Source organism: Halomonas sp. BM-2019 (genome assembly GCF_017584085.1).
Window position 1 is genome coordinate 2,421,706 of record NZ_CP071922.1, and the last position, 12,122, is coordinate 2,433,827.

The 12,122-nt window shown below is 69.2% G+C and carries 10 protein-coding genes; 1 reads left to right on the forward strand and 9 read right to left on the reverse strand.

The window, feature by feature from the left end:
• The 4 genes from J5F18_RS12070 to J5F18_RS12085 all read right to left on the reverse strand — a co-directional run.
• On the reverse strand, nucleotides 1–181 hold a 181-nt coding region (locus J5F18_RS12070; protein ID WP_346298871.1), incomplete at its 3' end, for a DNA-formamidopyrimidine glycosylase family protein.
• A 158-nt stretch (nucleotides 182–339) separates the two neighbouring features.
• Nucleotides 340–2,361, reverse strand: a complete 2,022-nt coding sequence (gene uvrB, locus J5F18_RS12075) for an excinuclease ABC subunit UvrB (RefSeq protein WP_346298872.1) — start codon at nucleotides 2,359–2,361, stop codon at nucleotides 340–342.
• Nucleotides 2,362–2,389: 28 nt separating this feature from the next.
• Complete coding sequence (locus J5F18_RS12080; RefSeq protein ID WP_346298873.1) at nucleotides 2,390–2,806, reverse strand: OsmC family protein; 417 nt, start codon at nucleotides 2,804–2,806, stop codon at nucleotides 2,390–2,392.
• Between the two features lie 13 nt (nucleotides 2,807–2,819).
• Complete coding sequence (locus tag J5F18_RS12085) at nucleotides 2,820–3,017, reverse strand: hypothetical protein (RefSeq protein WP_346298874.1); 198 nt, start codon at nucleotides 3,015–3,017, stop codon at nucleotides 2,820–2,822.
• Between the two features lie 133 nt (nucleotides 3,018–3,150).
• Here J5F18_RS12085 and J5F18_RS12090 point away from each other — a divergent pair, with 133 nt between their 5' ends.
• Nucleotides 3,151–4,188, forward strand: a complete 1,038-nt coding sequence (locus tag J5F18_RS12090) for a folate-binding protein (RefSeq protein WP_346298875.1) — start codon at nucleotides 3,151–3,153, stop codon at nucleotides 4,186–4,188.
• On the opposite strand, the gene J5F18_RS12095 is transcribed toward J5F18_RS12090, so the two are convergent.
• The 5 genes from J5F18_RS12095 to J5F18_RS12115 all read right to left on the reverse strand — a co-directional run.
• Nucleotides 4,189–4,962 carry a TatD family hydrolase gene (locus J5F18_RS12095; protein ID WP_346298876.1) on the reverse strand — a complete coding sequence of 258 codons (774 nt, stop codon included), beginning with the start codon at nucleotides 4,960–4,962 and terminating at the stop codon, nucleotides 4,189–4,191.
• Between the two features lie 182 nt (nucleotides 4,963–5,144).
• The gene (prfC, locus tag J5F18_RS12100) at nucleotides 5,145–6,734 is read right to left on the reverse strand and encodes a peptide chain release factor 3 (RefSeq protein WP_346298877.1); all 1,590 of its coding nucleotides are present in this window, start codon (nucleotides 6,732–6,734) and stop codon (nucleotides 5,145–5,147) included.
• 105 nt (nucleotides 6,735–6,839) lie between these two features.
• Nucleotides 6,840–8,816 carry a hypothetical protein gene (locus J5F18_RS12105; RefSeq protein ID WP_346298878.1) on the reverse strand — a complete coding sequence of 659 codons (1,977 nt, stop codon included), beginning with the start codon at nucleotides 8,814–8,816 and terminating at the stop codon, nucleotides 6,840–6,842.
• Entirely contained in the window at nucleotides 8,809–11,736 is a 2,928-nt protein-coding gene (locus J5F18_RS12110) for a hypothetical protein (RefSeq protein ID WP_346298879.1), read from the reverse strand. The genes J5F18_RS12105 and J5F18_RS12110 overlap by 8 nt, the downstream gene beginning before the upstream one ends.
• On the reverse strand, nucleotides 11,729–12,122 hold a 394-nt coding region (locus J5F18_RS12115), incomplete at its 5' end, for a hypothetical protein (protein ID WP_346298880.1). The genes J5F18_RS12110 and J5F18_RS12115, both read right to left, overlap by 8 nt.

The following is a 12,122-nucleotide window of genomic DNA, read 5'->3' on the forward strand; positions in this document are numbered from 1 at the left end:
TGGCTGGCAGCCCGGGCAGCGCCTTGCCCCAGCTCTCCACGGCGCTGACACGCCGCCCCACCAGGCTCGCGGCCTGGGGCGCCAGCTCGGGAAAGGCGAACCAGACCTGCTCCAGTCGACGGCCGGCCAGCTGCTCATGCACACGGTCGGCGGCGCGGCGGATCTCGGGGCCTTCAGGCATCGTGACTCCAGTACAGAACAATGCGGGAACGCAGCGAGAGGCGCCGGGGACAGGGCGTAGAGGGGGTCTTTTGCCATGGATGGCAAAAGTAGCGCCCAAGGATGGGTTCACAGCGCCCCCTCGTAGCCCTGTCGCCGGAAAAGCCTCGAACGGACCGACTACCCCAGCGCCAGCTGGCGCTCCTTGAGCTGATGCAGCCGGTCGCGCAGCCTGGCCGCCTCCTCGAACTCCAGGTTCCGGGCCGCCTCGAACATGGCGTCCTCCACCCGGGTGACCTCCCGGGCCAGCTCGGTCGGGGAGAGCTCGGTGGGGTCGTAGATCGCCTCGCGTTCGGCGACCTGGCGCTCGCTGCGCCGCCCCTTGCCCTTGCGTCCCGGGGCCCGGGCGGCCTCGAGGATATCGGCCACCGAGCGGGTCACGGTAGTGGGCGTGATGCCGTGGGCCTCGTTGAAGGCCACCTGCTTGGCCCGGCGCCGCTCGGTCTCCTCCATGGCGCGGCGCATGGAGTCGGTGACCCGGTCGCCGTAGAGGATCGCCTTGCCATGGGCGTTGCGCGCGGCGCGCCCGATGGTCTGGATCAGCGAGCGCTCGTTGCGCAGGAAGCCCTCCTTGTCGGCATCGAGGATCGCAACCAGGGAGACCTCGGGAATATCCAGGCCCTCGCGTAGCAGGTTGATGCCCACCAGCACATCGAACTTGCCCAGGCGCAGGTCGCGGATAATCTCCACCCGCTCCACGGTGTCGATGTCCGAGTGCAGGTAGCGCACGCGGACGTCGTGCTCGCCCAGGTACTCGGTGAGGTCCTCGGCCATGCGCTTGGTGAGCGTCGTCACCAGCACCCGCTCGCCCACGGCGCTGCGCAGGCGGATCTCCGAGAGCAGGTCGTCCACCTGGGTGCTGGCCGGGCGCACCTCCAGCTCCGGGTCGAGCAGGCCGGTGGGGCGCACCACCTGCTCCACCACCTGGCCGGCATGCTCGGCCTCGTAGGGCCCGGGGGTGGCGGAGACGAAGATGGTCTGTGGGCTGATCGCCTCCCATTCCTGGAAGGTCATGGGCCGGTTATCCAGTGCCGAGGGGAGCCGGAAGCCGTACTCCACCAGGGTCTCCTTGCGCGAGCGGTCGCCCTTGTACATGCCGCCCACCTGGGGAACGCTGACGTGACTCTCGTCGATGAACAGCAGCGCATCCGGTGGCAGGTAGTCGAAGAAGGTGGGCGGCGGCTCCCCCGGATTGCGCCCCGAGAGGTAGCGGGAGTAGTTCTCGATGCCGTTGCAGTAGCCCAGCTCCAGCATCATCTCGATATCGTAGAGGGTGCGCTGTTCCAGTCGCTGGGCCTCCACCAGGCGGTCGTGCCGGCGCAGCCAGTCGAGGCGCTCCACCAGCTCCGCCTTGATCGCATCGATGGCGCCGAGGATGGTCTCCCGGGGCGTCACATAGTGCGACTTGGGGTAGACGGTCATGCGCGGCACCTTGCCCCGCACCTCGCCGGTGAGCGGGTCGAACAGGCTGATCGAGTCGATCTCGTCGTCGAACAGCTCGACGCGCACCGCCTCGTCCTCGGCATCCGCCGGGAAGATATCGATGACGTCGCCGCGCACCCGGTAGGTGCCGCGCTTGAAGTCCATGTCGTTGCGGGTGTACTGCAGCTCCGCCAAGCGGCGCAGGAAGCCACGCTGATCGATCAGCTCGCCGCGGGTGAAGTGTAGTCGCATCTTCAGGTACTGGTCCGGATCGCCCAGGCCGTAGATGGCCGACACCGAGACCACGATCAGCGCATCGCGCCGCTCCAGCAGCGCCTTGGTGGCGGACAGGCGCATCTGCTCGATATGGTCGTTGATGGAGGCATCCTTCTCGATGAAGGTGTCCGACGAGGGGACATAGGCCTCGGGCTGGTAGTAGTCGTAGTAGGAGACGAAGTACTCGACGGCGTTGTCCGGGAAGAAGGCCTTGAACTCACCGTAGAGCTGCGCCGCCAGGGTCTTGTTGGGCGCCATGACGATGGTCGGCCGCTGCAGGCGCTCGACCACGTTGGCCATGGTGAAGGTCTTGCCGGAGCCGGTGACCCCGAGCAGGGTCTGGTGGGCCAGCCCCGCCTCCAGCCCCGTGACCAGGCCGTCGATGGCCGAGGGCTGGTCCCCGGCCGGCTGGAACTTCGAAGCGAGGCGAAAGGGTCTGCTCATGGGGTCTCCGTCGGGTGGGGGGGAAGGTTCAGGCCTCGACGCTGGTGCGCGTAGTGACCTCCACGGTGGAGCTGGTCATCAGCCGGTGGATAGGGCACTTGTGGCTGATCTCCTCCAGGCGCGCCCGCTGCTCGGGGTCCTCGATGCCGTGGAAGGTCATCTCGACATCGAGCCGGTAGATCCCCCGGCGCTCCTCGCTGTCGTCACGATTGACCCGCACGCTCACCCCCTCCAGCGGCCACTGCTTGCGTCGCGCGTACATCATCGAGGTGATCGCCTTGCAGGCGCCCAGCGAGAGGTCGAAGTAGTCGTGGGGGTCCGGACCGCTGTTCTCGCCGCCGGCGACCTCGAGCACGTCGACGAAGAGATCGTCGAAGCCATCCAGTTCGACGCGCTGTCGGTAGATATGGTTGCGTTCGCTGGTGATCTCGATGGTCTTCTTCACGGGGATCTCCTGTTCACTTGACTTCGATGGGCAGCTTGAGGGCCTGGATCGCCTTGATCAGCGCCTCGCGCCGGGCGCGGCCCTCCACCTCGGCCCCGTGTCTGCCCACCTCGACGCTGTCGACCCCGTCGAGCATCATCAGCGCGGTGGTGATACGGTTGATCTGGTCGGCGTTCTCGACGCCCCGGAAACTCAGCGACTGGTGCGCCATCGGCGGCTCTCCCCTTGGCCTTTCGGGATGTGGGCCGAGTCTAGCATGGCCCCCAGGCACTCACAGAGGTTGCAATGTCGCACGCCAGGCCGAATATAGGGGCATAGAGCCCACCCCATCTCAAGGAGCCCCCATGCACGACTGGATCACCGCCCTGGGCGGACGGCAGGAAGCCGAGGACCGGGTCGGCTTCGACACGCCGGCACCGGCGCGCCAGGCACTCGATGCCCTGGTGGTGTCCCCGCTGGCCCATCTCGGCGCACTCGACGTGACCGGCCCCGATGCCGAGCGCTTCCTTCAGGGCCAGGCCAGTGCCCAGGTCGCCCTGGCCAACGGCGACCTCGCCCCGCTGACCGTCTTCTGCACCCCCAAGGGGCGCATGCTGGCCAATGCCCAGCTGATGCGCATCGCCGAGGGCCACTTTCGTCTGCTGATGCACCGCGGTCTGGTCCAGCCCCTGGCGGAGCACCTGGGCAAGTTCGCCGCCTTCTACCAGGCGGAGCTCAGGGTGCGCGACGACCTGGCGCTGATCGGCCTGATCGGCCGCGAGGCGCCGGCCCTGGCGGAAGTCAGGCTGGATATCGAGCCGCCGGCGGTCTGGCATCAGGCCGGGGACAGCGAGGTGCAGCTGCTGGCGCACCCCGGGCCACGCCCTCGCCTGCTGGCCTGCCTGCCCGTTGACCAGGCCACCGCCCTTTGGTCGCGCCTGCTCGAGCAGGCGGCGCCGGTGGGCAATTCGGTATGGCTGCTGCAGGATATCCAGGCGGGCCTGGCCTGGCTGACTCCCGCCCATCACGACACCCTGCTCCCGCAGATGGTCAACTGGGAGGCGCTCGGCGGCATCAGCTTCAAGAAGGGCTGCTACACCGGCCAGGAAGTGGTGGCCCGCGCCCACTTCCGCGGCCAGGTGAAGCGCCGCCTGGTGCGCGCCCAGCTGGAGGGGAGCGAGCTGCCCGCCCTCGGCAGCCCGGTGGAGGACGCGGCGGGCAAGGCGGTGGGCGAGATCGTGGCGGCAGAACTCGACGCCTACGACCAGGCGGAGATCCTGGCGGTGCTCAGCACCAAGGAGGACCTGGGCCCCCTGAGCGTGGCCGGCCAGGCCTTCAAGCGCCTGAAGCTCCCCTACCCCATCGAACGCCTGGACCCCGAGAGCCTGGCGGCCCAGGGCTGATCACAGGCCAAAGAGCCGACGGGCGGTGGCGGTGCTGGCCGCCGCCACCGCCGCAACCGACTGCCCGCGCAGTTTGGCCACGGCCCGGCACACCTCGCTGATCCGCGCCGGCTCATTGCGCTCGCCACGATGGCCGGCCAGCGGCATATCGGGGCTGTCGGTCTCCAGCACATAGCCCTCATCGGGCAACGCGGCCACGGCGCGCTGAAGGCGCCTGGCCCGCTCATGGGTCACCGCCCCCCCCAGCCCCAGCACGAACCCCAGGTCGAGAAAGCGCCTGGCCTGCTCCGGGGAACCGGCGAAGGCGTGGATCAGCCCCCCGGCGGGCAGCGCCAGCTCGCGCAGGCGCTTTGCCACCCGGTCGTTGGCGCGCACGCAGTGGATCACCACGGGAAGCGCGCTCGCCTTCGCCAGCCTGAGCTGGGCGTCGAAGAGGGCCCACTGGGCCTCGAGGGTGTCGGAGAAACGGGCGTCGATCCCGCACTCGCCTACCGCCACGACCCTGGGCTCGCCCCTCCTGCGAGGACCATCCAGGGCCTCGGCAAGTGCGGCGACATCCCCCTCGCGATGCTCGTCCATAAAGTAGGGATGCAGCCCCAGGCAGACGCTCACGTCGTCGCGCCGGCCCAGCGCCAGCACGCCGGGCCAGCGCGCCCGGGTGGTGCCCGGCACCACGAAATGGGCGACGCCCACCGCCCTGGCCCGCTCGAACACCGCCTCGCGATCGGCATCGAAGTTGGGGAAGTCCAGATGGCAGTGGGCGTCGATCAGCATCGTTTGTGTCTCCGCAGGGAGGCTTCGAGTCGCGGCTTTCCCGGCGACAGCCCTTCGCGGAGGCGCTGTGAATCCCTCCCTGGACGCTACCGATGCCATCCCTGGCATAGGACCTCCGCTTCGGGCTGTCCCCGGCGCCGCTCAGCATGGCACCATTCTGCTAGGCGCTAGGCGCTAGGCGCTCAGTGTTCCCGCGTGGGCTGGAAGCGGATCTCCGGCCAGCGCTCCTGGGTCATCTGCAGGTTGACCCGGGTGGGGGCGATATAGGTCAGGTAGCCACCGCCGTCGATGGCCAGGTTGGCGCTCGCCTTGCGCTTGAACTCCTCGAGCTTCCGGGCATCGTCGCAGTAGATCCAGCGGGCGGTATTGACGTTCACCCCCTCGTAGACCGCCTCCACCTTGTACTCCTCCTTGAGGCGGTGGGCCACCACGTCGAACTGCAGGGTGCCCACGGCACCGAGGATCAGGTCGTTGTTGTCCAGGGGCATGAACACCTGGGTGGCGCCCTCCTCGGAGAGCTGCTGCAGGCCCTTCTGGAGCGCCTTCATCTTCAGCGGATCCTTGAGGCGCACCCGCTTGAAGAGCTCCGGGGCGAAGTGCGGGATGCCGGTGAAGCGCATCTCCTCGCCCACCGTGAAGGTGTCACCGATCTGGATGGTGCCGTGGTTGTGCAGGCCGATGATATCACCCGGCCAGGCCTCCTCCACCTGGGCGCGGTCCGAGGCCATGAAGGTCAGGGCGTCGGCGATCTTGACGTCCTTGCCGATGCGCACGTGGCGCATCTTCATGTTCTTCTCGTACTTGCCCGAGCAGACCCGCAGGAAGGCGATACGGTCGCGGTGGTTGGGGTCCATGTTGGCCTGGATCTTGAAGACGAAGCCGGTGAAGCGCCCGTCCTCGGCCTCCACGCTGCGGGTGTCGGTCTCCCGCGGCTGGGGCGGCGGCGCGTACTCGACGAAGCCGTCCATCATCTCGCGCACGCCGAAGTTGCCCATGGCGGTACCAAAGTAGACCGGCGTGAGCTCGCCGCGGCGATACGCCTCGAGGTCGAAGGCGTGGGAGGCGCCGCGCACCAGCTCCACCTCCATGCGCAGCTCCTCGGCCAGCTCCTCGCCGAGCACCGCATCCACCTCGGGGTTGTCGAGCCCCTCGATGCGCCGGTCGTCGGGAATGCGGCTGCCCTGCCCCTGGGTATAGAGGTGGATCACGTCGTTGTAGAGGTGATAGACCCCCTTGAAGTGGCGGCCCATGCCGATCGGCCAGGTCATGGGCGCGCACTGGATGTCGAGTACCGTCTCCACCTCGTCCATCACCTCGATGGGGTCGCGGATATCGCGGTCCATCTTGTTGACGAAGGTGAGGATCGGCGTGGTGCGCAGGCGGCACACCTCCATCAGCTTGATGGTGCGCTCCTCGACGCCCTTGGCGCCGTCGATCACCATCAGCGCCGAATCCACCGCGGTCAGGGTGCGGTAGGTATCCTCGGAGAAGTCCTCGTGGCCGGGGGTGTCGAGCAGGTTGACGATGCGCCCACCGTAGGGAAACTGCATCACCGAGGTGGTCACCGAGATGCCCCGCTCCTGCTCCATCTTCATCCAGTCGGACGTGGCATGGCGGTCGGCGCGCTTGCTCTTGACGGAGCCGGCCATCTGGATGGCGTTTCCGAACAGCAGCATCTTCTCGGTGATGGTGGTCTTGCCCGCATCCGGGTGGGAGATGATGGCGAAGGTCCTGCGCAGCCCGACTTCGCGGGCCAGAGTGGCGTCTGACATCGATTTCGAATTCGTCTCGAGGCACCGGGGGCCGGTGCGTGGATTGGCATGGCCGGCATTCTACGCCCTCGAGCCAATGAAATGTAGGGCGACGCCGGCGCCCGCTCAGCCCGCCTCGTCGCCCTCGCCTCCCGCCGCCTCGCGCCAGCCCTGTTCGCTGGCCTGGTATTCGCGCACCAGCTGGTGCAGGAAGGCCATCCCGGCGGAACTCAGGAAGTAGCGCTCGGCGCCGCTGCGGAACAGGAAGTGGCGCCGGGCCAGGTACTCCATGGCCTCGGGCCAGCCCTTGTCGATACGCGCCGTGCGCAGGATATCCAGGTACTCCTCCTCGGCCCCCATAGCCTCGAGGTCGGCCTCGCGCAGCCCGGCATCGGGGCGACCGAGGAACTCCAGGTCGCGGCTGCTGCGGGCGAAGTAGCGGCCGATCAGCAGCAGGATCACCTGCACCCGGAGGGCGTGCTCGTCGTGCTCGTCATCCTCCTCGTCGACCTGCTCGCGCAGGTAGAAGAAGCCGCCCAACTCATGGAAGGCGAGTTCGTAGCCCAGGTGCTCGTAGAGCCGCCGGAAATGCCCCAGGTGGTTGTAGACCACGTTGTAGAGCGGATTGTCGACCAGTTCGGCGCGGTTCAGGTCCCACACCTGGCGCAGCAGCACCCGCCCCTGGGAGAACTCGCGGTAGATGGCCGCGCTGTGGGCCGGCAGCACCTCGTCGAAGCTGTCGGAGGTGCGAGCGATGGCATCGCCCTCGAGCAGGCGAAAGCGGTTGGTGGTGCGGATGGCCAGCCCCTCGGGGCCGGCGTGGGCCAGGCGGTTGAGCACCGCCAGCAGGTCCGGGAAGCGATAGCCGTCGATGAAGGCATCCAGGCGGCCATGGAGCTCGCGCACCAGGTCCTCGGTGGGCCGCAGTTCCAGGCCGTCGATCCAGCGGAACAGCGTCTCGATGCGCCGAGCGTCGGTGCGGGCCTCCCCCAGCGAGGCCGTCAGGTCGGGCAGCGCCGGCGCCTCGGCGCGGCGACGCAAGTCGGCCAGGCGCAGCTCGATCTCCGAGAAGAGCAGCCGATGGTAGCTCGCGGACTCCCCGAAGGCATAGGCGCGCGGCCGCAGGAAGCCCTTGAGCCCGGGGACGAAGGCGTTGCCGCGCACGAAGTCCCGGCCGCTGAGCCGGGTGACCCGCAGGTCGCGGCCGCGGGTGCGCTCGTGGAGCGCCTGCAGCCGCGCGAAGTGGTGCTCCATGGCGTTGTACTGGAGCATGCTGCGGCGGGTCTTGCGCAGGAAGTTGTCGACCTCCCGGGCCACGACCTGGATCGGCTTGTGCATGGCGTTGAGGCTTAGTGCCACGCGGAACACCTGGTCGGCCCGGGACTGCTTGCCGTGGCGCTCGAAGAGCCGGGTGAGCCCCTCCAGGGTGGCGAAGAGGTTGGCCCCGTCGGCCAGGCGGGTATCCGGGTTGAGGAACGCCAGGGTCGGCTTGATATGGCGCTCGTAGAGGTGCGCGATGCGCTCGAGCATCGAGCGACGGTAGGCGGCGAAGCGCTCCGGCGCACGACTCGCCTCGCCGGAGATGTCGGCAAGGTCGCTGCTGACCCCCTGCATGCGCACCACGTTCTGGCGCAGCAGGCCGATCAGCTGGCTGAGCTGGGCATTGAGCTCGTCGGCAAGCTCCGTGAAGTCCGGGTCGGCCTCGGAGAAGCTCGCCCCCTCGAGGCGCCCGTGCAGGTCGCGCAGGGAGACCAGGCGAGTGCGCAGCCGGGCATCGGTGAGCTCGCGGTAGAGCGACAGGTCGCAGAGGCGCAGCAGCTCCAGCAGCGACTCGTCGAAGACCAGCCGCTTCTCCCCCTCGACCTTGTCGATGTCGTTGACAAGGTTGGCATGGAAGAGGTTGTCGCTGCTGAAGGCGCGCTGCAGGCGACGACGCTCCTGGGCGCTGAGGTGGCGGCCGTGGTCCATCACCGCCTGCTGCAGGTCCAGCTCGCGCACGTGGCGCACCCCCTCGCTGTCCATGCGCTGGACCAGCCCCAGCAGGATGCCGGCATGCTCCAGCAGGATCCGGGTGGTCTCGAGGGTGTTGAACCGCTTACTCATCGTCCACCTCGAGCAGCGAGGCCTGCTCCTGCCCCAGCCAGGTGGCCACCTCCCCCTCCCCGGCGAAGCCCTCCGGCCCGCCCCAGTAGACCAGGCTCCGGCGCGGCGAGTAGGGCCGGGCGGTGCGCATCTGGCCCACCTCCAGGTGGCGGCCGACCTGGTAGATCAGCTCGGGGCTGGCGCTGTGGGTGGCCGCGGCGAACAGGTTGAACCCCTGCCGGCCGAGGCGCTCGAGCAGCGACGGCACCTGGCTGACGTCCACGCTGGCCAGCTCGTCCAGCACCATCGGGAAGGCCAGGCCCACGCCGGGATAGAGGATCCGCCGCAGCAGCCGCTGGACCAGCTCCAGGTTGATCAGCGCGGTGGTCGAGGTGGACTGCCCCTTGGCATCGAGGCGGGTCTCGCTCTGCTTGCGGGTGCGGTAGCTGATGCCGGTGATCACCCGGTCCATGGTCAGCCGGTGGCCGCCCTGCCCCGGCGTCTCGCCGAAGAACTCGGCCACGAAGCCCTGCAGCCGCTCGTAGAAGGCGTCGGAGAGCAGTTGCCCCGAGTAGGGATCGATCGCCTCGGACTCCTCGACCAGGTTGCGGAACTTGGGGTGGCAGTGGATCTCCACCCGGATCTCCGCCAGGTCATTGATGGTGACGCCCTCGAGCTCGTCGTTGAGCCGCCGCTCGAAGCGCTGGATATGCTCGGCGTTGGCGCGCAGCGCCTGGCGGTAGCTGGCCACCGTCTCGTTGTGGCTGGCGACCTGCTCCTGGAGGAGTTCGCGGTGGCGGGGCAGCTCCCGGTAGAGCAGCCCGAGCTGCTCACAGGCGCCACGGATCACCGCGGCACCGGGACTCTCGTGCTGCAGCTGGCCCTCGTCGTCGGGCAGCACCCCGGCGCGCACGAAGTCCTTGAGCAGGTCGAGCACCCTGAGGCGCTGCAGGTCCAGCTCGTGGAGCGCCGCCTCGATGGCCTGCCAGCGCGCCTCGGTCAGCGACTCGGCGGCGAGAGCCTCGGCCGCCTCGATGCCGGCCAGCTGGGGACTGCGCGCCTGCAGGGCGGTGGCCGACGCGCGCAGCCGCTGCAGCTCGGCCTGGCGTTCATCGATCCTGGCCAGGGCGCCGCGGGCCCGCGCCAGGAAGCCCTGCAGCGCATCGGCATCGCGACCGGCCTCGGCCAGCTTGTCGCGGTGCCCCTCCAGCAGGCCCTCCTGTTCGGTGATCTCCCGCTCGGCATCCTCGAGCCGCGTCTCCGCCCCGGCGAAACGCTTGAGGGCCTGGGCCTCCTCGCGGGCGGCCTCGAGCTCGCGCCGGGTCTCCTCGATGCGCCGCGGCCGGTCGATCCCGGCATCGTCATCGGCCAGCTCGGCCAGCTGGCGTTCACAGCGGCGGCGCTCCTCCTGCAGGTGACGGCGACTCTCCAGCAGGTCCTCTGGGCTCGAGTGGCGGGCGGAAAAGCGGGTATCGAACCAGCGAAACGCCTCCGGTTCGGCCTCGAACAGCCCGGCGAAGGCGACGATCGACGCCAGCGTGGCCTCGTCCAGCGCCTCCCCGGGGCTGGCCTGGACCAGCCGCGGATCGACGGCCATCAGCGGGGCCACCACCGTCTCCGGCAGCTGGCGCACCAGCTGCCACTGCTCCCCGGCGATGCGCCGCGCCAGGGTCTCGAGCCGGACATCGACATCCTGGAGCTGGGCGGCGAGGCGGGCCCGCTGCGCCTCGGCCTGGGCGGCGTCCTGCAGCGCCGCCAGCTGCTGCGTCTGCCCCTCGATCGCCTCCTCGAGCATGGCGCGGATCTCCGCCTGGGAGCAGCCCGGGTAGCGCGACACCAGCAGCTCGCCGCGACGCCGATCCTCGTCGGCCTTTTCGCGCAGCCGCCGGGCCGCCTTGAGGGCGCCCTGGGCCTCGCCGCTGGCCTGCTCGAGTTCCTTGACACGCTGGCGGACGCGTTTCAGTGCGCCGTCCTCCCGTGCTACCGCCTCGGCAGCGTCGACCCGCTCGCGCACCAGGCTGGCCAGGCACTCCTCGAGGCCCTTGCGGAAGGCGGCGAAGTCGCCCCGCACCTCTCCGCCATGGCGGTAGGCCTCATAGGCCCGGGTCAGGCGGTCGAAGCGCGGCTGCTCGCGTTCGACGCGTTTCAGCTCGAGGTCGCGGGCCTTCAGCTCCTCGTGGCGGCGCAGGAACTGGTCGATGTCGAAGTCGAGCTCGTCGCTGGCAAACTTCTTGTCCGCCTCGACGATGCTGGCCACCGCCGCCGCCATGGCGCGATCGTCGGTGCTCATCTCGAACAGCAGCAGGATGAGGGTACGCAGCGACTCCACCTTGCGAGAATCGGCATCGGCCAGCGGGAAGACGCTGTAGCGCGAGGCATCACGGTCCATCAGGTCGCTGGCGTAGAGCAGGCGCCTGAGCCGCGCCGTGTCGCTGGTCACCAGGCTGTCGCGGGAGGCCCGCCGGGCGGCATCGATCACCCGCTCGGCGGAGAGCTCCGGCACGCGCCCGCCGATGCCGTCCGGGTCGTCGTCGATCCGCCAGAACAGCCCGCGCAGGGCCTCGTAGGGCAGCGGCACGAAGAGCCGGTCGTACTCAAGGTCCCCGCGGCCGCGATAGAGCACCTGGCAGTGCACCCCGTGGGGGTTGCTCACCTCCATCACCAGGAAGCTGAAGCGGCTGGGGAAGTAGTGCTGGAAGCTCTCCTCGTTGGCGTAGAAGCCCCCCGCCCGGGCATTGCGGAAGGCGAACTTGAGCCGGCTCTTGCGGAAGTTGTTCTCCGGCAGCAGGAAGAGGCGCAGCGCGTTGAGCAGGCTGGACTTGCCCAGGTTGCCGGGCCCCAGCAGCAGCGCATGGCGATCCACCGGGATCTCCACGTAGCCGAAGCCGGCGGAGTCGACCAGCACCAGGCGGCGGATCTCGAATCGAAAGGCGTCAGTCATCCATCGGCTCCAGCAGAATCTCCTGTTCCATGAAGTGCCCCGTCTCCCGGAAGGCCCGGGCCAGGCCGTGAAGCCCCAGCCGCTCGGCCAGCGCCACCGCCGCCAGGGCCCGCTCGGTATCGCCGGGGTGTCGCCGGAAGCGGTCATGCCACGCCGGCCACGCCGGCGGCTGCAGCAGGCTCGCGCGTTCGCCCAGGGCGTCGCGCAGCGAGGCGAACATCCGCAGCCCGCCGAGATCGTAGTCGAAGGCGCAGAGCACCCGCTCATAGCCGGAGAGCCAGTCGACGACCGGCCGGCGGTTGATGCGGCTGCCGCCGCCCAGGATCACGTCGGCGTCCTCCGGCCCCAGCGCCAGGCCAGACCACCAGGAGGCCAGCCGGCGCATG